This is a genomic window from Candidatus Bathycorpusculum sp. (assembly GCF_009778815.1).
In the GTDB taxonomy this organism is placed as follows: domain Archaea; phylum Thermoproteota; class Bathyarchaeia; order Bathyarchaeales; family Bathycorpusculaceae; genus Bathycorpusculum; species Bathycorpusculum hydrogenotrophicum.
This window is the reverse complement of sequence record NZ_WRFL01000039.1, coordinates 1-23,845: the sequence shown is the minus strand read 5'-3', so window position 1 is coordinate 23,845 and position 23,845 is coordinate 1. Positions and strand designations below refer to the sequence as shown.

Sequence of the window (23,845 nt, the reverse complement as noted above, 5' to 3'; positions counted from 1 at the left end):
TAACACTTGCCATGGGCATAGCAGGCATCATCGTATTCCTACTCACCGAAGACATGAGCAGAACAATGACTCTAGTAGACAAATGGACCATCGTGAATGTCATAATATTTGCAGTACAGATCATAGCCATAGTCTTTGTCTTCAAACACCAAAAGACCAACAATGCAGACAACACAGAGGAGCCTAACTCCTCTGTCCCTGCATTCGACGCACAATAATCTTTTTTATTTTTGATGAAATAGGCGAGCGTCGCCTTGCCACATTGTTGCGGTAGGTTTGCGCAACCAGTATGTTGCGCTAAACCCAAAATCGAGCATTCTTTCTTTAATTTTAAGCAACTATTTTGTTCTGCCAAAAACTAACTCATACATTATCTTTGAAGAGGGTTTCGCGGTTTTCTTCTAAGACTTCGAGCATTTCTCTGGTGCTTTTGACCGTTAGGCGCTTCATACGCAAAATATTGTTGAATATGACTATACAAAAAATATATTTGCTCCCAAAGTGTGCATCCGCTCAAGGGTAGCCAAGAAAAAAACAAAAACTACTTTTGTCCCAAGGCCAAAAAAAGAAGAAATATTCAAAATTAAATAGGCGACTATTTTGGGAGTTTCAATGAAGCTATCGGATTCTAAGAATGAATAAATAATTAAAAAGAGCTGATTAACTCTTGAAAGGGCTTGATTTAAAGCCCCTTCAAGAGCTCACCTTAAGCGTCAAATTTGTTTAACGCTTAAGGATTTCCAATATTGCCTATCCCTTGAGAATAATATCAAACATCTTTATGTTTGAACCATTACCCTTGATATCAAATCTCAAGAAATAACCATCCCCAAGAGCAATCTCGCCATCAATATTACGGTTATTAGCATTAGTACTGAGAACAAATTCTCGGCCATCAACAACCAATGTTAAAACCTTACCATCAAGACGCAAATTGTTCTGGCTCAAACCATTCCTCAATATTCCTGCAGCCCGCTCTTTTAAGAACTCAAAGTCTTTTGTAACATCCGGCAACTTGTCAATAATTCTTGTGTCAAGTAGGGTATCGCAATCAGAACAATAGATACCCATCAAGCCCTCAGCCTCAACAGTCGCCTCAGTAATCGTCTTCTCATAAGTCCCGCCAACATGATTGTCACCATTAACGGGAATTTCACGGTATTCAATATGTGACGCATCATTAGCACACACACGCATTTCCTGACCAACATCAGTACAGTAGCAGGAACAACAACTACGCCAACATAATTGTGACCAAGAGCTGGAACAACATCACCCATAGTTTCACTGCAACGCGAGCAACCGTAAATAGTGTAACCATCGTCCTCACAAGTTGGAGCAACAACAACATCCACTACAACCACAAAATCATGACCAAGATCAGGAACAACCTCGAAGTAATAATCAGTACAACGCAAACAAACGTGAAACATTGAACCATCAGAAGTACAAGTAGCAGGAACAACAACGGTAAAATAATTGTGGCCAAGAGCTGGCAAAACTGTGTTGCTGATTTCTTCACCGCAAACAGAGCAAGTCACCTTAACGTAACCATCCTCAGTACAAGTAGCCGCAACTCTTTCAGTCACTTCAGTATGACCAGTCGCATCAATAACCTCAAAGCTAAGTGTCTCACCGCAAACAGAGCAAGTCACCTTAACGTAACCATCCTCAGTACAAGTAGTCGAAACAGTCTCAGTCTCTTCAACATGATCAAGTTTCTTCAGAACCTCAAATGCAAAATAATCACAACGACTGCAAGTAACAGTTATCACACCATCTTCCTCGCAAGTTGCACCCACAGTAACAACAATGAAATCATGACCGATGTTAACAATAGGATTACCATACATTTCAGCGTTAGAAATCGTGCCGGTGCAGTAGTTGTTGATTACGCCGTCTATGTTGTGGATTATAACTCTATTACCGCTAATTGTACCAAAGTTGTGGATAGTTTCGCCTTCGTTGTCGATTTCGCCGTTTATTTCGTGTATTATGCCCTCGATATTGTTGTAGATTACACCGTTGTTGTAGAGTATACCGTTGTTGTAGATTACACCGTTATTATAGAGTATACCGTTGATAAAAATTCTGCCGTCAAGTCTTAGTGTAACGTCATTGTTGATTGTAAGGGTGCCGTCAATAATGACGGTATAGCCAGTTACGATTGTTATGTCAGTTTCGCCATTGATTAACGCGTTTTGCAATTCGGCAGCATTTTTTACTTCTGTTGTAAAAGTTGCAGATGCTGTTATAGATATCGTAGGTAGTAGCATGAATGCCATGGATAGCACCATAAGCATCATTGTTATTTTCTTAAATTCTGTTTTCATCTTAAAACCTTACTTCAGCAATACAGCCACCGATTTTAATACATTGTCTTGACAGCTAACAATTATAACACAATAAACATTTCTTTATTGGTATTTTAGTGGTAAATCGGCGGTTTTATTAACATACAGGTACTTTGCTTGGGTTTTAGGGCATTTGTGTGCTAAATTACTAACCTCATAATCAGAATTATGTTGGTGATGTAACTCAAAGCAACCTCAATCAAAGCAACAACTTGCAGAAATGCTTACTTTTTTACCAACACACCCCTGATAGAATTATTAACGGACACACTAAAAAATAAGCGTGAACTTAAAAAAATTTTGTATTAAACCCAAACTTGATACTCTTCACATAGGTTATATCGATAAAGCTGAAAAAATCATAAATTTGTTCGTTCTTTTAAAATGGCCATGACTATCTGTTGACGTTAGTGTTTGTTTTATTGTCGGGTTGTATGTGTATCGATATATGCAACGCGGCCTGTGTGGCTTTACGGTTTTGAAAGTATTGTTAAGCAGTCTACTTGATGTAGAGGTAAATTGTGTGTGATGGATGTCCTATTTGGGGGTTTTCACAGAATTTCTCAATTTTTTCTGGGTGCCATCCCATGATTTCGTAATCGTGTGATATTATGCGTGTTCCTGGTTTGAGGTCATGTTCTAGTTTGGGTTTGATTTTTTCGTTGGCGCTTGTTGTTAAATATAGGTAGACTACATCTGCGGAGGTTAGGTTGACATTGAACATGTCATCGTTTATGATGGTTACTCTGTTTTCTAATCCGTTTTCATGGATGGTGGTGCGTGCTTTTTTTGCTAGATCCTCGCGTAGTTCGATGCCGACGCTGTGGGCACCGAAAATTTTTGCGGCCATAATAACTGTTCGGCCGTCTCCTGAGCCCATATCAAAGAAGATTTCATCAGCTTTTAACTCTGCGAGTTTTAGCATGTACTCTACAACACTATTTGAGCTTGGAACAAACGGGGAGAGCGACATTTTATTTCTCCATGATGGTTTAGGTTACATATGTTTCTTTTTTGGTTTGTTGGGATCTGCGGGCTTCTCCGCATTTAGCACAGCTTTGTGCACAGAGATCAATGTATTTTTCTTCATCTTCTAAAACTGTGGCGGCGGCTTTGGTGCATAATTTGCTTGGTTCGTTGCATCCTTCTTTGGCGCATAGTTCTGAGATGTATTGGCAAATTTCTTTGACGTCTTGGGGTTCTAAGACGGCTCTTTGGGTGCGTACAAGCAGGCAGAGTTCTCGGGCCATGACACAGGTTTTTATAAATTTTATGCGTTCTAAAATTTCTTCTCGCAGTTTCTTTCGGCTTATTTCCACAGCTACATCTCCTTGTGCAACAGGCGCAAACAACCAACAGAATAGACGATTCTACACTTAAAAAGGTGCTGTTAACCTGTTCAAGAGTTGCAAAATAGCTAAATAAGTTCCTGATAATTTTTCAAAGGCATGATGCATGATCACCGTGCATAAAAAACAGATTCTGCTCACAGTAATCCTAATAGCCTTGGCCCTAAACACCTACACCTTTAGTCTAGGCTACTCCTCAGCTGCTGCTCCTGTGCTAGAAGAGTATGCTAACGATTTCTCAGCCTACTACATCGGTGCCTGGCGGCTTTTTCACAACCCCACCCAAATCTACGCATCGGGCCACTATCTCCCAGGCGATTATCTAATTGAGCCCACCCCCCAAATTTTCAAATATACCCCCTCCTTTTTGGTGTTTTTTTCTCCCCTTTTGGCCCTTAGCTACCAAGATGCCCTTAACCTCTTTGATATCCTCCAGTTTCTCTCTGTTTTTGCCTCCGCCTTTTTTGTCTACCAACTCATCAAAAACCAAAACCTCCTCCTAGGCAGCATAGCAATCATAGTGGTTTTGCTGGCCCCTGCTGCGCTAAGTTTTGATGCTAAAATCCTCTTCCAAGGCTACTACTGGGGCTACACCATGGCAAACGCCCACATACTCCAAACCGCCCTAATTGTAGGCGCCCTCTACTTTGCATACACTAAAAAACCCTTGGTTTGCGCTTTTATGGTTGCGGTTGCCTGTTTTGATCCCCGTATTGTTTTGCTGGCTCTACCGCTTCTACTCTGGTACAGTCGACACACATTACATAAAACTATACTAGCCAGCATAGGCTTTATCACTGCTCTTAACGCCCCATTTTTCTTCTACCAAAACATCGGCCAAACCTTTCTACAACAAGAAGTCCAAGGAAACATCATCACCCAAATGTATGCCTACAACTGGGTTCCCATACTTGCCGTCATCACATTAACCCTAATCGAAACCACCTCTTTAATCAAAACACATTTCAACTCAATAACCCTAAACGCAAAGAAAAAACCGCATTTAGACCGCTGTTAGGTAGTGGTGGTAGTGGTGATTGTTGAGAAGCGTTTGCTTAGGGCTTTGCGTTCTGCTTCTAGGGTTTGTTCATAGAATTTGTCTGTGAGTTTAGATTCCTTCTCTAAGATAACCCCTATCTCGGCTAGGGGTATTCGGCGTGCGCTTAGGGCGGTTGCGGCTGGTTTGCCATAGTGCTCGATGAGTGAGGCAGTTTTTTTAGCGACGGTTTGCATTTTTGTTTCTAGTTTTGTGAGGTGTTCACCTTTTTTCTCGATGAGTCTTAGGGCTTTGGTTTCTTCGATTTTGAGCATGCCCAAAGCATACGAATTGCAGTTTGGACATTTGGGGTTATCAGGAAGATCTTTTATGCGTATCATTTCCACATAGTCCCAACATTGGGTGCAAACAAAGTTGTTGGTTTCATTTAGCAACCGGGCTTTGGCAGACTCGATAAGGGCTCTGCGCATCTGCTCAGAAGGGATTAGATCACTTTTCATGCTGACCCGCTCAATACCCACACGTGCCACAGGCGTTGCACTACCCTCCGTATTAACAGGGGTTAACTTAATTTCTTTGTTTTTGAGACAATCAAGCACTTTGATCAGTCCGTTTGCATCGAGGTCTTTGCTAAAAACCTCCTTTAAGCCCTCCTCATAGATCGGTGTGCCCTCAAAGTTGCTTATCAGTTTTTGAAGGCTGAGGTTGCTAAAATCAGCCCCTCGCTTAATCGCTCCAAAGCGATGCGCAACTTGAATAATTCGACGCTTAAACAACCCCGTTTTTATCGTTGAGAGCGTGAGTGTGTCGCGGATAGTTTGATGGGGCAGTGTCTGAATTTCTTCTATTACCTCGGTGAGCCGCTGAGCGGTTAGGGTACCCATGGTTTGCACAAAAATGCGGTAGGGGTCATGTTGTACAACTATGGCCTGTCCCAGCTTATCAGATAGAATCTGCCCTAACAATTGGCCAAGTGCCCGATTGATAAGCGAGCCAAAATTGGCGTGAAGAATAACAAATTCTCCCCAATCTTCAATGATGATGCACTCCAAACTAGGCACCGGCAAGCCGCTTTGGAGCTGTTCTAGGGTTTCTTGGAGTGCATGCTGAATTGTTTGGGGACTGGCGGGGTAGCGCTCCGATAATGCTTGACTTATCTGCTGAGGCGTTGCACCCTGACGGTGTTGGGTTTGGGTAAAGCTCCTGATTTCTGCAATTTCCTGCGCAATCTCGTGTGGCACAGGGATTTCTTCACCTACCCAACTGGGGATACTGCCGGTGGGATCATCAACTGGACGCACATAGACCCTGTCTTCGGAAACATGAATTATCTGCCAGGGACTGCCGCGGATGACAAATTTGATTCCCGGTTTGCAATATTCAGCCATAAACGCCTCATCAAGCACCCCTATGGAAACCTCATTTGTTTGATCGATAACTAAAAACTGTTTTTCCTCAGGAATCATGGATAGATTATCAAAATAGTACTCAAAGAGCGCTTTAGACGGTTGAGGTTTTAAAACCACTTGATCCTCAACTGAAATCCAAGCCAACCGCGGAAAGCGTTCATGCATATACTTGAGAATCTTTTCCACATCTGCTAATGTTAAATTCTCAAACGGGGCGGCTTTTTTGGCAAACTCGAGAATCTCTTGGAAGCTTAGACGGTTGGTTTTGAGCAGTAAACCTGCGATTTGATGGGTTAGCACATCGTAGGGTTTATCGGGGATGGTAAGTTCTTCGAGTTGTTCTTGGAGTGCGCGTCGGGCAATAACCATGGCTTCCAATGTGTCATCGGAGTCCATGCCTATGATTAAGCCATCAGAGAGACTGCCATAACTGTGGCCTGCTCTGCCGATGCGTTGGATCAGCCGGGAGACCTGTCTTGGGCTCATGTATTGGATAACGAAATCAATGCGGCCAATATCTATGCCTAGTTCTAGGCTGCTGGTGGCGATTAGGCCTTTTAGGGTTCCTTGTTTGAGTCCGTTTTCTGCGGCTAGGCGTGAGGTTTTGGCTAAGGAGCCGTGATGTATGGCGATGGGGCAGTCTATGTCCCAGACTTTGAAGCGGGAGGCTAAAACTTCACTCACTGAGCGGGTGTTGGTGAAAAGAAGGGTGGATTTGCGTTTTTCTATGTGGTTGCGGATTATGCGCAGGCGGGCTGCTACTTCGGGGTGGGTGAAGAGTTTGCTTGCTAGTTGGGTGTCTTCTTGGGTGGGTTTGGGGTAGATGACCTCTAGGTTTACTTTTTTGGGTACTGCTACACGTATTATTTCGCTGGGTCGGTGGGTGCCGGTGAGGAATTGGGCGATTTTTTGAGGGTTGCCTACGGTTGCTGATAGGCTGATGGTTTGGAATTCTTTGTTGATTAGGTTGCGTACACGCTCAAGGGCTAGGGTGAGTTGGGTGCCTCGTTTGCTATCAGCTAGTTCATGTACTTCGTCGATGACTATCCATTTGAGGCTTTGGAGGTGTTGGCGCAGGAGCCATCCTGAGAGCATGGCTTGGAGGGTTTCGGGGGTTATGATTAGGATGTCGGGGGGAATTTGGCTTTGGCGGGTGCGTTCTTTTTGTTCAGTGTCGCCGTGGCGGACTGCTAGTTTGATGTCGAGGTTGTTGCACCACCATTGGAGGCGTTCTAGTAGGTCTCGGTTTAGGGCACGCAGGGGGGTGATGTAGAGTGCTTTTATGCCTGGGGTTTTGGGTTGCTGGAGAAGCATGCTAAGTATGGGTAGGAGGGCGGTTTCTGTTTTGCCGGTGGCGGTGGGTGAGATGAGTAGGATGTTTTGGCCGGTGAGGATTTTTGGGATGCCGCTTTGTTGGGGTTGGGTGGGTTGGGTGAAGCCTTTTTGTTCTAAGAGTTTTCGTATGGGTTTAACTAGCATGTCAAAAGCGTTGGCGTTGGGGGGTGGGGGTGTTTTTTGCACTCTGGCGGGGCCTCTTGTAGTGAGTTTTGGTGGTGCTATTAATTGCTGTTGGGGTTTTTTTGTTGGTTGGTTGGGGTTTTTGGTGTTTTTATGATAATTCAGTGTTTGTTTATGATTACTTTTGACATGTTTTTCAATACGCTTCTATAGAGTTGACATAAACATGTCTAATCCCCATGATGAAAAAGAAAATATCGATGAAAACACTATGGAAACTTTTTTATCCTATCCCGCCAAAAAGCATGAAGCGATAATACGGAGGAAATTTGTACAATGGCTAAATGTCCAAAATGCGGAACAGAAGTTGCCAAGCCAAAAAAAACCTGGAAAATGGCAGGCCGCCCAGACAAAGCAGGCAAACGAATGCAACTAGAAATCGGCCTCTACGAATGCTCCAAATGCAGCAACGTATTCCGCGAAGTCTTAAGCAAAAGCAAAATCTAAACACACAAAAAGTGCCCAACGAAGCACTCTCTATTTTTCTTTATCCAACCACCAAACCCAAAACCAATCCCCTATAACACCAACCACCTAGTGAAAACCAAACTTACCCAAACCAACCCCCATTCCAAAAAACAGTTACCGCCCTGTTCACCATTTTCACAACCACACACCAACAAAACAGAACCTATACTTCCAAACCAAAAATGACGACAACGCCAAAACCCTGACCCAACCCAATCACCCCACAGAATACAACTCACACAATCTGGTACACCGACCAAGACATACGCCAAAACCTAATCATAGGTAAAACCATTCTACGCATCCCCTGCATAGACTGGATCACCCGCACCATACAAACACCCCACGACAATATCCACAATCCTAATCCTAATCATCTGCTCATAGCCGCCAAATTTATCCTCCCCATACTCAAAACACAAAACAAGAAAAAATGACACACAGAACAACCCCAACCAACACCTCCTGCCCCACCAGATGTATTTATAACAAAGCAATCGATAAGTGAATATTGATTGTTGGCATAGAGGAGAACTGAGTGCCTGAACTTAAAGCTTCAATAAGCATCGAAAACGTTGTCGCATCTGCAACGCTCAACCAAAAAGTGGACCTAAACTCCGTCGTTAAAGGCTACCCCGGAGTAGAATACCGTCCCCAACAATTTCCCGGCCTAGTTTTCCGACTAAAACGACCCAAAACCGCCACACTCATCTTTAGCTCAGGCAAAATGGTCTGCACAGGCGCCAAATCAGAAAAAGAAGCCAAACGCGCCGTCGTAAAAGTAATCAAAGAACTCAAAAAAGGCGGCATAATCATCATCAGCAAACCCGAACTAAAAATTCAAAACATCGTAGCATCCGGCATCCTAGGTGGCATGATCGACCTCGAAAAAGCCGCCTACACCCTAGGCCATGCAATGTATGAACCCGAACAATTCCCCGGCCTAATCTACCGCATGACCGATCCAAAAGTAGTGATTCTACTCTTTGCCAGCGGCAAACTCGTCTGCACCGGAGCCAAAAAAGAAGCAGACGTCTACATCTCAGTAGAAAAACTACACACCCTGCTCGAAGAAACTAACCTCATATTCTACGAATAACCCTTTATTACTGCATCTAGTAGCTGGGAAAGCATACGTCATTTGAAGATGAGTTTTGATTGTACCGTTTCCGTTTGCCTCTGATTTTACATTGTCACACGGCAACGTAAATGACACATGGCACTGTATTTAGCCATTTTGATGTGTGTTATGTCGAATCCGGTTATTCATTGGGGGGTTGATGAAAAACTGGTTATTCAAGGCTGGATAGTATTTCAAAAGAAACGATAATTCCATTAGAAAGTCTTGATTGCATAATAAAAACCTTAAAGATTAATGGTGAGCTAAAAGGAAAAACCTCTAATAAAAACGGGGTCTGGGCGATTATAGGGTAACCTGAACCTTTTCTGATGGTGTTGTTGGTTCACTGGTGAGAGGGTGGCATGTATGGAGAGCGTTATGGTTTTGCCTTTAGGTTTGTCATGTCAGTATGTTTGTTGTGGTGTGTTGCTTTTCTTTTGGATCTGAATGTGAGTGTTATTGTAATTAGTATGGTGAGTGTCAGTATGATTGCAAGGATATACTCGATGGGAGTATTGATTGGGGTTTTTGGTGTGGTTGAGATAGGTGGGGTGGGTGAGGGGTTTGAGTTGGCTGGGTCTTTGGGTCCCATTTCATTGGGTGTGTCGTAGGCGTGGATGAGTGGGTAGTGGTCAACGCTTTCGCCATTCCAGTAGTGGTCCGTGCCGTCCCAGATGTCTGTTCCGAATACAAATTTGATAAAATAGGATGTGTCGCCTATGCCTGAGTGGTATTTCTCAGTGGCATTGGGATATTTTGTGGTATAGTCGTTCCAATAGTTTCCGGCTGTACCGTTATCCCAGTTTCCAGAAGGTGACATCGGGGGACTAATTGGCATGCCCGGCTCAGCATAGGAGTGAACTCTGAGCATTTGTGTGTTGTTCACAAAATTATTTAGATATATCAAATGTTGGCCCGCAGTGTTTCTTCCAGCACGATTACCCAAGTCCAATACCATTTTGTTGTTGGTGATGTTGTTTTGGGTTATTGTTGTTCCGTCGCTGTTTAGTATCTCAAATGCCTGGCTGTTGTAGGTTATTTGATTGTTAATTATGAGATTGTTGTCTCCGGTGCTGATCACGGCATCAGTTTTAATGTGGATCCCTTGGGTGTTTTGTTGTATGATATTTTTGTCGATGATATAGTTTGAAGCAAATAGTGAAATGGCTCGAAAGTTGTCTGTAAATAGGTTGGCTGTTATGGCGTTATTGTTGTATGCGCCATATATGCCTGCGTTCCAGCCGATTATGCGGCAGTTAGTTATGGTTATGTTACTTGCCCACAGCGATATGGCTATGCCTGTGGATGATCCATAGAGAGTGTGGTTGGCTCCGTTTAGTATAATGTTGTCTCTTTTGATCTCAATAGGCCTCGTGAGATCGGCTGTTAGGGTGTAGGTGTCGCCGTCTCTTTGGATACCACTTGAAGGGTCAACAGTGCCATTTGGTAATATTGTGATGGTTGGACTTTGAGCATCAGCATCCTTGATAACTATGCCAAAAGAGCACAATAATAGCGGCAGTAGCGTCAACGTTATGGTAACAGCGATTATTTTCATGAGCTTTCCCTGAGGTGTGATGTGTAAATGTGCTTTTAGTTCTACGTTTGGAACATGCTGTTCCAGATGCGGAACAATAACGTGTCCTAAGTCAACACGTAAAATAGTTAAATTCTAAGACGCGAGTGATGGTCTTCCATGAAATATATGGGATTTCCATTTGTTCATACTTGCTGTAGAAGTATGTGATTCTTACCTGTTGAGTTGTTAACTAATGTGAAAAAATTGTCTTTTGTTATTTTTGATATGATGGACTTTGTGGTAATGTATATATCGGCTGTTTGATTATTTATTTTTAAATTTGTAGATGTAGTTGTGAGGGATTGTTTTCATGTGTGTGAATGGGCGGTCTAAGTTTAATCTGCAGAGTCAGCGTTTGGGTAGGGGTAAGGTTTTGTTTTTTGTTTCTTTGTTGTTTGTGGTGTTGTTGGTTTTTTCTTGTTTTGTTTCTATGTTTAGTGTTGTTTCGCCCTTTGTGTTAGGAGCTTCTAATATCGTGGTCAGTGATGAAGCTGAGCTTGTGGCGGCTGTTAATAATGCGCCATCGTGGGTATCTGTGGTTATTGCTCTTGATAGAGACATTACCCTTACAAAACGACTTGATATTTTGGAGGGTAAAGATATTAGGCTGATAAGTGAACCCGAGGTTGCAAATTTTAGGTTAGTTGGCGCATTTGATTCTGATACGCTCTCTGTTGGGTATGGTGGAGTGTTGTATCTTGATGGTATTTGTGTAACTCATGAAAACGGCTATGCGGGTCATGGTGTTTTTGTTTATATCGGGGGTACACTTCTCATGTGTAGCGGTAAGATTTCCGATAACCAATCTGATGATGGGGGTGGTGTATACAATATGGGCGCTTTTGTTATGTCTGGCGGAGCAATTACCAACAACACAGCTGGTCATTATGGTGGGGGTGTGTGCAACTGGGATGCTTCTTTTGTGATGTCGGGTGGTGAAATTTCAGGTAATGCCGTTTCGAATAATACCTCTGATAGTAGCGGTGGGGGTGTGTATAACCAAAATAGTGTGTTTACTCTGTCAGGTGGCAAGATTTCTAATAACGTGGCCAAATTTAGGGGTGGTGGGGTGTGCAATCAAAAAAGTAACTTTACTATGTCGGGTGGTGAGATTTCGGACAATACCGTTGATATTATGGGTGGTGGGGTGTCTAACCGGATGGCTGTGTTTATTATGTCTGGGGGTGTGATTTCGGGTAACAGGGCTATATTTGGAGGTGGTGGTGTGTTTAACGCCGGTAATTTTACTATGTTGGGTGGTAAAATTTCTAAAAATTCTGTGGTACATACTGATAGTGGCGGGGGCTTTGGTGGTGGGGTGTATAATGGCGGTGATACTTTTAATGTATTTGGGGGCGTGATTTGGGGTAACTATGCTTCTAAGGGTGGTAGTGATGTGTATAATTATGGTGAGGTATACTTTTTTGGTGTGAGATCGGATGTGATTATTGTGGGTTGTGTGGGTGTTGTATTTGTGGTTGCGGCTATGGTTTTTATATTCAAAAAAAGGCGAAGGGCTCATGTGGCAGAAAAATTGAGTATCCGCAGTATTGAGGGTTGATTTGTGTGTTTGATGTTTTAGGTTAGGTTTTAGTTGTGATTAGGTTTTAAGTGTGCACCATAGCAATATAACATAACAATCAAAGTCTGAGAATTGCAGTTATTTGGTTGTTTGGTTGCTGTAATGTGTGGTTTTGTTTGAGATGTTGGCGTAGTTGTGTATAGGTTAATTTGTTGTTGTGTTTTTTGTATGTTTTATGGTTTTAAGGATCCGTTAAATGATGATATTGCTTAAATATGAGTTTTTTTGAGTTAATTATTTGCAAATAATTGTTATGTGTTTGATTATGTAAAAGTCGTCTGGTTTTTAAAATTTTGGGGTTGGAAGTTAGTAGTCTTCCATTTGGTAGAGGTCCAGGTCGAGGTTGAGGGTTTTTTCTGGACCGTGGCTGTCTTCTAGGTCGTAGAGACTGTTTGTGGCTTTTTCGATGGTGCTCTTTTTTGTTGTCATTTTGGCTTTTACCATCCTTGCTTTTACTTTAGCCGCTTTGGGTTTGCGGGTTATGCCTGGTGCGGTTATGGTTAGGGGGGTCTCGATGATTGTGGGTGCAACTTCAATTTTTGCGTCGTCAGGGGTGAGGTTGCATTTTAGTTCGTCGAGGTGTTTAGTCAACGCCTTTGCGCCTCCAGACTTCTGCGCTGATTAGGTCTCGTATGGCTACTCGGATAGCTTCGGCTCGGTTGGGGTAGAATCTTTCGTCTACCAGCTGATCCAAAGCTTTAATATATGTTTCAGGTAGATACAGAGTGATTAGTTTCAAGTGGTTATTCTTCCCTGCGGCTTACAGCTATACAACGTTATTGGGCACTTATACTTCTACATATTATGTGGCAAATATGTACATAACATGTTGGTTCCACTATTTATAAATAAAAAAACAGGTGTGTGTCATGTATCTGTCAATTCCCGACAAACACACAACACGTTTTTATGCCCAGAAGCAGCAACTAACAAGAAAACAAATGCACACCATTTTCATAAAAAACTATGGTTGCGCCAGCAACACCGCCGACGCCGAAACAATAGCCGGATGCCTAAAACAAGCCGGCTACCAACTCAGCACCAACGAAACAGAAGCAACCATCATAATCTACAACACCTGCGCAGTCAAAGGCCCCACAGAAAACCGCATCATAAACGACATAAAACAAACCCCCAAAAACAAAAAAATCATCCTCACCGGATGCCTACCCAAAATCAACCTCGAACGCCTAACCAAAGAAGTCCACTTCGACGCCGCCACAGGCCCCTCAACCGGCCAAGAAATCCCAAACATAATCCAACAAATCATACAAAACCAAAAACCCACAATAACCCCCCTAACCCCACCCAAAGAAAAACCTCCACTAACCCTACCCAAACTCCCAACAAACCCCCTCATCAGCATAATCCCCATAAACTTTGGATGCCTAGGAAACTGCTCCTACTGTTGCGTCGTACACGCCCGAGGCCACCTCCAAAGCTACACCATACCCCAAATCACCCACCGCATCCAAACCGACCACCAAATCGGCTGCCAAGAATTCTGGCTAACCTCCCAAGACACAGCCAGCTACGGACACGACATAAACACCAACCTCGCCCAACTACTACACCACACAACAACAACCCAAAACCTACCCCAAAACATTCACATCCGAGTCGGCATGATGACACCCAACCTAGTCACACCCATACAAACCCAACTCATCAACGCATTCAAAGACCCACGTATCTTCAAATTCCTCCACCTGCCCATCCAAAGCGGCGACAACAAAATCCTATCCGCCATGAACAGATTCTACACAACAGAAGAATTCCAAACAATCATCCAAACCTTCAAAGAAACATTCCCAAACCTAACCCTAGCAACCGATGTTATCGTAGGCTTCCCAGGCGAAACAACCCAAGCCTTCAACAACACCCTAAACATCCTAAAAAAAATCCAACCCGACATCACCAACGTCTCAAAATTCTTCGCCCGACCAAAAACCCCCGCCTGGAACATACAAGAAGGCTTGGTAGACAAAGACGAAATCAAACACCGAAGCACCCTCACCGCCGAATTAGCCAAACAAATCTCCACCCAACGCAACAAAACCTGGATCGGCTGGAGCGGCGAAGCATTCGTGGACGAAAAAGGCAAAATGCCCCACACCTGGATCAGCCGAAATTTCGCCTACAAACCCATAGTCATCAAAAGCAACACAACCCTGCTAGGCAAAACCCTGCAAGTCGAAATAACCGAAACATCCCCAACATATCTAAAAGGAAAAATCATCAACTAAAAAAGAAATGAGCCAATTAACTCCCACATACCAAACCAACTGCCCTAACTGTGTGGTTAGGGTGCAGTTATGGCTTTGTATATGGCCGTAGCGATTATTTGCGCGGCGGGTTCATTACCTATGATGTCGGGTGATTGTGTTGGATGAATGCCATCGGGGAAATATTCGGGGTAATCAATCAGAAGCGAATACACATCAATAACCGGCACGTTGGTTTTGCTTCCAACTTGCTTAATGCTGGGTATGATGGTCTGCTCAAAGTATGTAGGACTTATAAGTCCTCCACAGTCGCTAAAAATTGGAGGCGGTTGTACCAGCCAAATTTTTGGATTACTTGGAAGCTTTTGGAAAGCCCGGATTAGGGTAGTGTAATTCTCTACAAAGGTGGTATTGTATTGGAACAGACTGGGCTGAGCATCATTTGTTCCCAGCATGATAATTACTATATCTGGGTTAAAGTCTAGTGCACTCTGAAATGCATTTGTACTCATATAGGGTGTTTCAGATGCCAAAGCAACTGTGGTGCCGCCAACCCCAAAATTATGCAAATCATAGTCATCTCCGAGTTTTCCCATAAGCTGATATGGATACTCTGTTGATTGTGTAAGACTATCTCCAACACATGCAACTCGAATACCTAAATGAGTATGATTATGATTGTGGTCATGGTCGTGATCGTGGTCTGTGTCGTTGGTTTGGCCAATTAAGCCAATTAAGCAGGCTGTTATACCCGATGATGCAAGCAAGATGATTATCCCTATTGATAATATACGTGACATCTTTTTATTCAAGTTAGCATCTCACAGTAATATATCGTCCTAGACTCTATATTGATTATGGGGGTTTCTAAATATAAATTTTTCATACAATTCCCTTTGTTTGTTAGGTGACTATTTTTTCTAGTCCAGGTATTTTTTTGAGCAAAAGAATTATGCCCAATGAAACAAACAGCGTGATAATGGTCAACAGCGGAACCTCGATTATGGGGTTGAGTATTTCGCGGTTGAGCATAAAGCCCAAGTAACCCTGCTGGATGGTTTCAAGCACAATAACATGGACAAAAAATATGCCATATGTGTTTTTGCTGATTACTTCTACGAGTTTGTTCCATTTGGTTGGATTGGTTTTTTGTTCAAGTGCTGATGGCGTTTTATCTTTTAACAGTAGAAACGCCATGACTCCTGTAAAAAGCACTGTAGGGCTAAGATATGCTTGGAAGAGATACATGCCTTCTCCCGCACCGGAAGCCGCTAGTACATATGTGGCCAAGGCCGTTAATGTGATTCCCAGAAGCATTAATGCTCCTGTTATTCTGCGGCGGATCTGTATTGAGCAGAGGTATATGCCTAAAACAAAGTAGCCTATATACCCCGACATAATGAAGACGTTGTTGTTGAGCTGATAGGGAAACAGGGGTCCTATAAAGGGCAGAATAGATACACTGATGAACCATACTGCCATAAAATACTTGATAAGGGTCTGGCTTGCATGAGTCATGATTACCCGCAAAAGCGGCGTTAAGATGTAGAGTCCAAGAAGCACATAGACATACCAGAACTGGGTGTAGGCTCCATTTAGGGTACCCTGCACAAGAACACCTAAGCTAAAGGGTCTGTTTTGAACTAAAAACACCCAGCCAAAATAAATAATCGTCCAAAATGCAAAAGGCTTACCGATTCGAGCGGCATGTTTTTTGAAAAACTCTCTAAGGGTCTCGTTTTCTTTGATTTTATCAGGATGCAACAAAAGTAACCCCGACACCATTAAAAACAGCGGCACACCCAATACCGCAAAACTTTGATAGATAAACACTACCGACCAGCTTGTCATTGCCACTGGTGTTAGCTGATTTAACTCTTGGCCGCTTATAGTCCATCTGCCTGCAACATGAACCATAACAGCTGCTATGATCGCTACGGTCTTAAGCAAATCAATATGGACATTGCTTAGTTTAATGTGATTAAGCCTCTCCATCTGAACCTAAATCCAAAAAACAAACCCTAATGTTATATAGTTTTATTATTAAACCACAAAAATCCATTGATCTTAGTAGTTGTTTGCGAGTGCTCTATTTATTTAAAGCCCCTTGTGGTTGCAGTGTGTTGTTGCGCAGGCTTATATGTGGCGGCATCTGAGCTTTTATTAAGAAAGGGCTTTTTTTGAATAGAGTAATCCTGCAGAAGGCTGACTTGTCATCTCTTAGTGGTGCTCAACCCCAGACACAACCCTCCAATCATGAAGTTTTAACGCTGGATGGAGCGCTGATTTTAAGCGGTCACCAGCCTACTTTTCTTCCCTATCCTGGGTTTTTCTATCGTATGTACCATTCAAACATCATGGATATTTGTCCCTACGATCCGCTGAGTCGTCACAGCGACCGCTATCAGCACCGTGTTAAAATTGGTACCGATACCAGCTGGAGATGGCTTACCCTGCCTCTTGAGGCCTCCAGTGGCTGCACGATCATGGCCGCTAAACTTAAAACTAACTTCATGAGTGAGCGCTGGTCTGAACTCGAACGTGTCTACCACAAGTATCCTCTGTGGAGCCAATACAAAGATACGTTAAAGGAGATTTTTTTGGGTTATAGCTCTCTTTGGGAGCTCAACTTTAGATTGATACTTTGGTTACGGGATTTGTTGGGGATCAAAACCTATCTCTCCATCTCCTATGGTGCAGAGGGTGTTGATACAACTGAGCGTGTGGCTTCACAGTTTAGTGCCTATGGTTCAGTTGTTTACCTTGCAGGCAAGGGTAGTCTCAAATATTTAGATATGAAAAAATATGAGCACCTAACCAATTCCACTTTGGCCATAGTTACCTATACCCCGCCCCATCCCTTCTCGGAAGTTTCTATTTTGACTCCTCTTATGCTCTATCCGCCCCAAAAAGTCCTTGAGATTCTAAACATTCGTCGAGAACTCATAAAGGTGATAGTTAACGGTGAGGCATACAACGTTAACTACTTAAACAGCTAAACACTGCCCGTGCTCATCAGTTTGAGATAGATCGCTTTTGCGGCATACAAGCGGTTCTCTGCTTGCTGATAAATCACTGATTTGGGACTGTTGATAACCTCGGTGCTTATTTCATAGCCACGATGAATAGGCATATCATGCATAATGGCGGCTTCACTTCTCCTTAGAAGTTCTGCGTTGATCTGGTAGGGCATCATGAGTTTGATACGTTTCTCTTTTTCAGCCTCAAATTTAGGATCAGTAAAGAATTCCATATCAATCCAGGTGTCGGTATAGACAAAATCTGCCTCAGCTACCGCTTTTTTGACATCTAGACTCTCTTCCCAGAGCCCTGTCTTTTTAGCCTCCAAAAGCAAATCCTCATCGCGTGCCGCCTCGTTAAAGAGCGGAGTTACAGTGGTCAGTTTGATGCCTGTTTTGGAGGATGCCTCGATGAGACTGTTAGTAACATTGTTATGAACACCAATATAGACCAGTTTAGTCCCCGCAAGTTTACCACGCTTTTCTTTTATTGTAACCAAATCAGCTAAAACCTGGCTGGGATGATATTTCTCATCACAACCATTAACTATGGGCACCCGAGACACCGCAGTCATTTTCTGCAAATCACTATTAAAGAGTAGCCTTGCCATGATACAGTCCACATTACGCGAGAGAAACTCGATTTCATCACCTATATCAGCTAAGGTAAAGTTTGTACTTTTCCAATCAATAAATAGAGCATGCCCACCCAACTGGGTCATAGCAACCTCAAAACTAACCCGCGTACGCGTACTTGTTTTCTGAAAAATTAAAGCCGTAGATCGACCCTCAAGGACTTTGAGAAATTTAGCTGAATTTTGCTTTGTTTCTATGGCTAAATCCACAAACGCCTCAAGCTCTTGACCTGTTAATCCCTTAAAGTTAATTAAATGCATCTTTATCCAACAAATCAATCAGCCAAACAATAATAAGCTTAGTGCTTCTTCCAAACACCTTCTCAACTCTCAACACCCTCTGCAAGTGTTACTGGGAAACTTGCAGATTAGCTGTCTGAATTGTATGCAGGGTGGTTTAGTTTATTGCAGAGAAGTAAAATTTTTACCCCTCAAAATGCAGATAACTTTGAACTCCGATGATACTGATAGTCTACTCAACACTCGATATTGCAGGTGTAAACATTGCTCAACAAATTCTCACACACTACCCCTTCATAAAATCCACCCAAACCTACCAAACCCTGCCCCTCTACATCGCCGATATCACCGGTCACCAAACTATCCTAGTAGCACTCCAAAAAGAAGCAATCTGTGCCCAATATCTCCCAAATGACTTCCCAGACGCAGAACTCATTGTATTTATCTCACGCCATACCAGCCAAAGCGGCAAACCCACCCTAACCGTACACCCCCCAGGAAACTTGGGCGCCGCAGAATTTGGCGGATACCCCAAAACCCTCTCAGTTGCCCCCGCCCTTGCCATGCAAACAGCCCTACAAGCCATGGCGCACTACAAAGCACGTCTGTCTCTGAATGACTATCAAGTATCATATGAATGCACCCACCATGGACCCAGCCTAAACATACCTGCTATGTTTGTGGAACTAGGTAGTTCACCAACACAATGGAGTGATACACACGCTGCAAAAGCAGTTGCGCACAGCGCCCTAACAGCCATCTCCACCTTCACAAAAACCCCTGCCTCAGCAGTTTTAGGCATAGGCGGAACCCACTACAACGAAAAATTCACAACCCTATCCCTAACAGGCACAACCTCCTTTGGACATATGATCCCAAAATACGCACTCTCCAACATAGACACCGACATGATCAAACAATGCATCAAACAAACCTCTGAGACAGTGCACCTAGCATTGCTTGACTGGAAAGGTATCGCCAGCAAAGACAAACCCAACATACTTGCCGTGTTAGAACAAGCTGACTTACCCTACCAAAAAATTTAGTTCCCAAAATATACATCCCAACATCCTGACCAGTATCGGTTGATGGGAGCCCGTCAAATATGGTGCTGACTGATATTGAGATATTGGGTTTGATTTTATTTGTAGGTGCACTTCTGATTGTTGTTGCTGTATTTTTTTAGGTCGCAAAAAAGAGTCAATAAACAATCTGTTGAAGCTACTTAGCAGTCGCAACAGCAAATTGGATCAAATATTGCGCTCAAACGCAGAATAGGTTGACTATTCGAAGATTATAAATACAACCTGTTACCACACATTTAGAAAACATACAAGTCTAAACTTGTATCGTTTAAAAAATTATGAAAAGATATAATGAACCGCGAGAGATAGAATAAAAATGTTTAATAAATTTTCAAAAATAGAACAACCAAAAAAAACAATCTATGCAATAGCGCTACTAACGCTGCTAACCCTGTCTCTATTCGCAATATTAGCCCCTGCACTAAGCGCAGACGACAGATACAACCATACAACCTACATTCATACGGTTGCGATGCCAAACCCCCAACTAGTAAACAAACCTGTCTACATAACATTCATCATCGCTAACGTTCCCCCCTCAGTCTATCCCGTAGAGGCTCCTAGGTATTTCTGGTGGAGCGGAATCACATTAACAATAACCTACCCCGATCAAAGCGTTAAGAACATAACTGACTTAGAAACCTCCTATGCAGGCTCAGGAACCTACGAATTTATTCCCCCAACACTAGGTAACTATACCGTAGTTGCAAGCTTTGCTGGACAAACCATCCCCTCCGGACCAAGCGCAGGAATCAACTATGGGCCCTCAACTAGCAAAGCCACAACATTTGAAGTAACAGACGATGCCTCCAAAATAGTAAACCTCATCTCCTATCCTTTGCCAGAGGAATATTGGACTTTCCCCATAGAAGCACAAAACCACCAGTGGTACATATACGCAGGAGGCTGGCTGGCAGGAAGATTCGCTGAACCAGGCGTACAAAACGCCTACAACCCCTATACCAGTGGACCATACACAGCACACGTAATGTGGTCAAAACAATGGACCATGGGCGGCCTAGTAGGCGGAGAGCGCTCCAATGAGCAATACACTTTCGGAAGATGGCCCGGTGGTAGCGACCAATACTTCTCACCATACATCTCAAATGGCATCATGTATGCTAACCTACCACAATACTACACCACACAAACTGGCGCCACCCAACGAGCTGGATTTGAAGCAATCGATCTAGCAACAAATGAAGTACTGTGGAAACAAACCGATTACAACAACAGCATTACTTACCTGCAAAGATTTAGCTATTCAAAATCAACAATGGCAACAGGCACAAACGACCTGCTCTGGGACACCTCATCAACAACCTGGCGAACCTTTGACCCCCTAACCGGACAATTGGTACAAACCATTACCGGAGCCGCCACAGGCGGAAGAGTAACCTCTGGTCCCGACGGCGAACTCTTGATATACTACATTAGCGGTGCAAACGGCTGGTTAGCCTGCTGGAACTCAACATACTTCCAAGGCGCAGTAGCCCAAAGTATAGGTTATACATACAGCCCGGTTTATGACCCTAACACTGTCTACATAATTCCTCAGGGAACATGGAACTTTTCACTAGGATACATGTGGAACATCACCATACCCAAAGTATCTGGTTTAGGTTTTACTGCTGGAACGTTCCCAAACGACCTGCTGATCTGTTCAGCTTCAATTGCCGCAACCAATACCACTGAACCAATAAATCAATTGTACGCATTTGATATCAAACCCGGTCAATACACAGCAGCACCATCTAACACTAGAGGCTTAGGTGCAATACAATCAACCACGGGCAGTCAATCCGCTAAAGTCCTCTGGGGACCACAAAATGTTACTGTATTCTCAGACGGAGGAAGTTATTCTGGCAGAATAGAAGCCGCTGGATACAGAGATGATGGAACACCTATGTTTGCAATCTACAGACACTACGCTCTAGTAGCCGATATCTATAATGGGTTAACAGGGAAACTATTGGCTACCACAGACCCCTTTGATAATGCGTTTGCAATTTTTACTGGTGCATCAAATAACTTCCAAATCGGCGCCGGCAAACTCTTCGCATGTGGCTATGACGGAACACTATCTTGTTTTAATCTCACTACAGGCAAACTGATCTGGGACTACTATGTGGGAGCTGCTGGAGACAACACAGCTTATGGAACATGGCCAATAGGGGGTTCATATAGCTACTATACTATAACCTCAGATGTGGTCTATATTGGTGCCAATGAACACAGTCCCAACAACCCCACCTGGCTGGGTGGAAAAATCTGGGCAGTCAATATAACTGATGGTTCGCTACTGTGGAAAATTGACAGTGTACAAACTGAGACTCAACCTATGGCTGCGTATGGTAACCAATTGATCTATCTTAACTATTATGATGGTAAACTCTATGATATAGGTCGTGGACCTTCAGCAATTACAGTTTCAGCGCCGCAAACACAAGTTACTGCTGGCGACAGCGTTACAATCACTGGAACCGTTATGGATATCTCGCCTGGTGCAAGTCAAACTGAGCAAGCCGCAAGATTCCCCAATGGACTCCCCTGTATCTCAGACAATAGCATGAATGAGTGGATGGATTATGTTTACATGCAAAGACCCCGGCCAAAAGACCTGACCGGTGTTACAGTTACCCTAAGTGTTGTTGATGCAAACGGTAACAATCGTATCATTGGTACCACTACCAGTGATGACGATGGTTTCTTTAGTTACGTCTGGATACCTGATATCGAGGGTAAATACACGCTTCACGCATCATTTGCAGGAAGTCAATCGTATTATCCTTCTCGTGCAGTCAGCGCATTTAATGTAGCCCCAACACCACCAACATCAACTCTTGAAGCTCCCCCGCAATCAGTAGCTGATCTTTACTTTGTTCCAGCAATCATAGGTATCATTGTTGCAATTGCCATAGTTATCGTTCTGCAAGCAATAGTACTGTTTAGAAAGAAACCATAAAAACATAAACTCTCCTCTCCTTTTTTTAGTTCAGACTGCGTAGCAACACTTGGTTATAAGAGACAACACGACAAACACATGAAATATTGCGAGTGTTTCAAAAGGGGCATTAGTTAACTTAATATGAGTGATTTGTTGGTTGTAAGTATAGTAAACTTGGATTTGTTGATATGGTTCTAAGTTCAAGATACTTGTCTGTACCATCAATGTATCGGCGTTTCGGGAGTGGATCCCGTTTTGGCTGTTCTTTATAGATTTAAACGATATCTTTTGCGGTATATGCCGTTAAGTGTAGGGCTGAAACATTATTCTGTGAAGACCTTGTTTGTTGTGTTTACTGTAGCTATCGTTTTTAGTTCTTTGTTTATAGTGTTTTCCTCACACACAGTTTCATCTACAACAATTCCAATACGGCCACTCAGTGATTCATTTGCGGGCTCAAATGTTCCAATGCTTCTCTGGAATTACACAACCAACAGCAGAGTCGGTATATACTATACCTTCTGGGGGGAAGTCTATACCTCTCCTATTATTGATCAGGGGATCATCTATTTTGCTTCTAAGGATGATGATGTTTATGCATTAAACGCTGATAGTGGAACAAAAGTGTGGCGGTCTGACTATGAGGTTTCCAAGCTTCTTAAATGCGACCGTATGTTTCCAATGGTTGATGATGGCAAAATATTTGTGTGCGGTTTTCGTAGACTGTATGCACTAGATGCAAATAATGGTACCCAAATTTGGGAAAAGAATTTTGGAGGTAGCTTATGTCTTTGTGGTCCCAGTTATTTCAAACAGTACTTTGTATACTAGTCATGATTACGGTATGTTTGGTGCTTTTGATGCCCTTACCGGTGAGACTCTTTGGAGCTATTCTTGGCCATTTCCAGGTTCATCTTCAGGGCCCTCTTGTACTGCTTCGTCTCCCTTGATTATTGACGGTGTTGTTTACGGCGGGTATGATAACACTGTTTTTGCTCTAGATGCTCAAAGTGGAAGCGAACTTTGGACTTGCTGGGTGGGCAAATCCTCCAATGATTATGATCGTCGTTTATCTTCTTTTATATTTGCTGATGGTGTGCTTTATTTTTGTACCAGTGATGGTAAAATTTATGCTCTTAAGCTGATGATGGCGAACAAATTTGGAACTATTCCTATGCTTCCTCTGGTGTTCTAAGTAATTACCTAACTTTTTAGCCGGTTTTATACACTACAGCTTTATGCCTTTTCAAGCCTTTTTTGATGCACCCGTTGTTTCTCACTAAAAGCCGTTATAATGAAATCATGTTGTTTTGGTTT

Annotated in this window: 21 protein-coding genes and 1 pseudogene; 10 read left to right on the top strand and 12 right to left on the bottom strand. The window is 43.0% G+C overall.

Features of this window, described 5'->3' with window-relative positions; genetic code table 11:
• Positions 1-218: pseudogene (locus FWF39_RS08240) on the top strand (hypothetical protein); the annotation flags it as partial.
• 532 nt (positions 219-750) lie between these two features.
• Here FWF39_RS08240 and FWF39_RS08235 read toward each other — a convergent pair.
• From FWF39_RS08235 to FWF39_RS08220, 4 genes are all read right to left on the bottom strand, one after another.
• Complete coding sequence (locus tag FWF39_RS08235) at positions 751-1,074, bottom strand: hypothetical protein (RefSeq protein ID WP_343382962.1); 324 nt, start codon at positions 1,072-1,074, stop codon at positions 751-753.
• Positions 1,071-2,333 carry a hypothetical protein gene (locus tag FWF39_RS08230; protein WP_343382961.1) on the bottom strand — a complete coding sequence of 421 codons (1,263 nt, stop codon included), beginning with the start codon at positions 2,331-2,333 and terminating at the stop codon, positions 1,071-1,073. Before FWF39_RS08230 ends, FWF39_RS08235 begins: the two co-directional genes overlap by 4 nt.
• A gap of 520 nt (positions 2,334-2,853) precedes the next feature.
• Positions 2,854-3,327 carry a methyltransferase domain-containing protein gene (locus FWF39_RS08225; RefSeq protein ID WP_343382960.1) on the bottom strand — a complete coding sequence of 158 codons (474 nt, stop codon included), beginning with the start codon at positions 3,325-3,327 and terminating at the stop codon, positions 2,854-2,856.
• Positions 3,328-3,346: 19 nt separating this feature from the next.
• On the bottom strand, positions 3,347-3,673 hold the full coding sequence (locus FWF39_RS08220; RefSeq protein ID WP_343382959.1) for a hypothetical protein: 327 nt from the start codon (positions 3,671-3,673) through the stop codon (positions 3,347-3,349).
• 145 nt (positions 3,674-3,818) lie between these two features.
• On the opposite strand from FWF39_RS08220, the gene FWF39_RS08215 reads away from it, so the two are divergent.
• The gene (locus tag FWF39_RS08215) at positions 3,819-4,721 is read left to right on the top strand and encodes a hypothetical protein (protein WP_343382958.1); all 903 of its coding nucleotides are present in this window, start codon (positions 3,819-3,821) and stop codon (positions 4,719-4,721) included.
• Here FWF39_RS08215 and FWF39_RS08210 read toward each other — a convergent pair.
• Positions 4,718-7,630, bottom strand: coding sequence for a DEAD/DEAH box helicase (locus tag FWF39_RS08210; protein ID WP_343382957.1), 2,913 nt, complete (start codon positions 7,628-7,630; stop codon positions 4,718-4,720). The genes FWF39_RS08215 and FWF39_RS08210 overlap by 4 nt on opposite strands.
• Positions 7,631-7,903: 273 nt before the next feature.
• Here FWF39_RS08210 and FWF39_RS08205 point away from each other — a divergent pair, with 273 nt between their 5' ends.
• Entirely contained in the window at positions 7,904-8,074 is a 171-nt protein-coding gene (locus FWF39_RS08205; protein WP_343382956.1) for a chorismate-binding protein, read from the top strand.
• Positions 8,075-8,391: 317 nt separating this feature from the next.
• Here the strand turns inward: FWF39_RS08205 and FWF39_RS08200 are convergent, their stop codons facing one another.
• A complete protein-coding gene (locus tag FWF39_RS08200; protein WP_343382955.1) occupies positions 8,392-8,535 on the bottom strand; it encodes a hypothetical protein in 144 nt (47 codons plus the stop codon).
• Positions 8,536-8,633: 98 nt separating this feature from the next.
• Here FWF39_RS08200 and FWF39_RS08195 point away from each other — a divergent pair, with 98 nt between their 5' ends.
• Positions 8,634-9,194 (top strand): TATA-box-binding protein, encoded by a 561-nt coding sequence (locus FWF39_RS08195; RefSeq protein WP_343382954.1) that lies wholly within the window; start codon positions 8,634-8,636, stop codon positions 9,192-9,194.
• A 397-nt stretch (positions 9,195-9,591) separates the two neighbouring features.
• Here the strand turns inward: FWF39_RS08195 and FWF39_RS08190 are convergent, their stop codons facing one another.
• Positions 9,592-10,773 carry a NosD domain-containing protein gene (locus tag FWF39_RS08190; RefSeq protein ID WP_343382953.1) on the bottom strand — a complete coding sequence of 394 codons (1,182 nt, stop codon included), beginning with the start codon at positions 10,771-10,773 and terminating at the stop codon, positions 9,592-9,594.
• Positions 10,774-11,269: 496 nt separating this feature from the next.
• On the opposite strand from FWF39_RS08190, the gene FWF39_RS08185 reads away from it, so the two are divergent.
• Positions 11,270-12,355, top strand: coding sequence for a hypothetical protein (locus FWF39_RS08185; RefSeq protein ID WP_343382952.1), 1,086 nt, complete (start codon positions 11,270-11,272; stop codon positions 12,353-12,355).
• 327 nt (positions 12,356-12,682) lie between these two features.
• Here the strand turns inward: FWF39_RS08185 and FWF39_RS08180 are convergent, their stop codons facing one another.
• Both FWF39_RS08180 and FWF39_RS08175 read right to left on the bottom strand, forming a co-directional pair.
• The gene (locus tag FWF39_RS08180; protein ID WP_343382951.1) at positions 12,683-12,967 is read right to left on the bottom strand and encodes a hypothetical protein; all 285 of its coding nucleotides are present in this window, start codon (positions 12,965-12,967) and stop codon (positions 12,683-12,685) included.
• Positions 12,960-13,115 carry a ribbon-helix-helix domain-containing protein gene (locus FWF39_RS08175; RefSeq protein WP_119820026.1) on the bottom strand — a complete coding sequence of 52 codons (156 nt, stop codon included), beginning with the start codon at positions 13,113-13,115 and terminating at the stop codon, positions 12,960-12,962. Before FWF39_RS08175 ends, FWF39_RS08180 begins: the two co-directional genes overlap by 8 nt.
• A 130-nt stretch (positions 13,116-13,245) precedes the next feature.
• Here FWF39_RS08175 and FWF39_RS08170 point away from each other — a divergent pair, with 130 nt between their 5' ends.
• Positions 13,246-14,622: a tRNA (N(6)-L-threonylcarbamoyladenosine(37)-C(2))-methylthiotransferase gene (locus FWF39_RS08170; RefSeq protein WP_343382950.1), complete on the top strand. Its 1,377-nt coding sequence runs from the start codon at positions 13,246-13,248 to the stop codon at positions 14,620-14,622.
• Positions 14,623-14,678: 56 nt separating this feature from the next.
• On the opposite strand, the gene FWF39_RS08165 is transcribed toward FWF39_RS08170, so the two are convergent.
• Complete coding sequence (locus tag FWF39_RS08165) at positions 14,679-15,413, bottom strand: GDSL-type esterase/lipase family protein (protein ID WP_343382949.1); 735 nt, start codon at positions 15,411-15,413, stop codon at positions 14,679-14,681.
• 91 nt (positions 15,414-15,504) lie between these two features.
• Positions 15,505-16,596, bottom strand: coding sequence for an acyltransferase family protein (locus tag FWF39_RS08160; protein ID WP_343382948.1), 1,092 nt, complete (start codon positions 16,594-16,596; stop codon positions 15,505-15,507).
• A 185-nt stretch (positions 16,597-16,781) separates the two neighbouring features.
• Between FWF39_RS08160 and FWF39_RS08155 the strand changes: the two genes are divergently transcribed.
• Positions 16,782-17,600 carry a WbqC family protein gene (locus tag FWF39_RS08155; RefSeq protein WP_343382947.1) on the top strand — a complete coding sequence of 273 codons (819 nt, stop codon included), beginning with the start codon at positions 16,782-16,784 and terminating at the stop codon, positions 17,598-17,600.
• Here FWF39_RS08155 and FWF39_RS08150 read toward each other — a convergent pair.
• The gene (locus tag FWF39_RS08150) at positions 17,597-18,517 is read right to left on the bottom strand and encodes an ornithine carbamoyltransferase (protein WP_343382946.1); all 921 of its coding nucleotides are present in this window, start codon (positions 18,515-18,517) and stop codon (positions 17,597-17,599) included. The genes FWF39_RS08155 and FWF39_RS08150 overlap by 4 nt on opposite strands.
• 197 nt (positions 18,518-18,714) lie before the next feature.
• Here FWF39_RS08150 and FWF39_RS08145 point away from each other — a divergent pair, with 197 nt between their 5' ends.
• The 3 genes from FWF39_RS08145 to FWF39_RS08135 all read left to right on the top strand — a co-directional run bounded on the left by FWF39_RS08145 (position 18,715) and on the right by FWF39_RS08135 (position 23,723).
• Positions 18,715-19,542, top strand: a complete 828-nt coding sequence (locus tag FWF39_RS08145) for a D-aminoacyl-tRNA deacylase (protein WP_343382945.1) — start codon at positions 18,715-18,717, stop codon at positions 19,540-19,542.
• A 355-nt stretch (positions 19,543-19,897) separates the two neighbouring features.
• Entirely contained in the window at positions 19,898-22,546 is a 2,649-nt protein-coding gene (locus FWF39_RS08140; RefSeq protein ID WP_343382944.1) for a hypothetical protein, read from the top strand.
• Between the two features lie 727 nt (positions 22,547-23,273).
• On the top strand, positions 23,274-23,723 hold the full coding sequence (locus FWF39_RS08135; protein WP_343382943.1) for a PQQ-binding-like beta-propeller repeat protein: 450 nt from the start codon (positions 23,274-23,276) through the stop codon (positions 23,721-23,723).
• Positions 23,724-23,845: the final 122 nt, after the last annotated feature.

Bases quoted from the DNA above. Each gene is read 5' to 3' on its own strand.
- FWF39_RS08145 (WP_343382945.1), top strand. From the start codon at position 18,715: ATGATACTGATAGTCTACTCAACACTCGATATTGCAGGTGTAAACATT.
- FWF39_RS08225 (WP_343382960.1), bottom strand. From the start codon at position 3,327: ATGTCGCTCTCCCCGTTTGTTCCAAGCTCAAATAGTGTTGTAGAGTAC.
- FWF39_RS08140 (WP_343382944.1), top strand. From the start codon at position 19,898: ATGTTTAATAAATTTTCAAAAATAGAACAACCAAAAAAAACAATCTAT.
- FWF39_RS08160 (WP_343382948.1), bottom strand. From the start codon at position 16,596: ATGGAGAGGCTTAATCACATTAAACTAAGCAATGTCCATATTGATTTG.
- FWF39_RS08230 (WP_343382961.1), bottom strand. From the start codon at position 2,333: ATGAAAACAGAATTTAAGAAAATAACAATGATGCTTATGGTGCTATCC.
- FWF39_RS08205 (WP_343382956.1), top strand. From the start codon at position 7,904: ATGGCTAAATGTCCAAAATGCGGAACAGAAGTTGCCAAGCCAAAAAAA.
- FWF39_RS08170 (WP_343382950.1), top strand. From the start codon at position 13,246: ATGTATCTGTCAATTCCCGACAAACACACAACACGTTTTTATGCCCAG.
- FWF39_RS08190 (WP_343382953.1), bottom strand. From the start codon at position 10,773: ATGAAAATAATCGCTGTTACCATAACGTTGACGCTACTGCCGCTATTA.
- FWF39_RS08150 (WP_343382946.1), bottom strand. From the start codon at position 18,517: ATGCATTTAATTAACTTTAAGGGATTAACAGGTCAAGAGCTTGAGGCG.
- FWF39_RS08135 (WP_343382943.1), top strand. From the start codon at position 23,274: ATGGTACCCAAATTTGGGAAAAGAATTTTGGAGGTAGCTTATGTCTTT.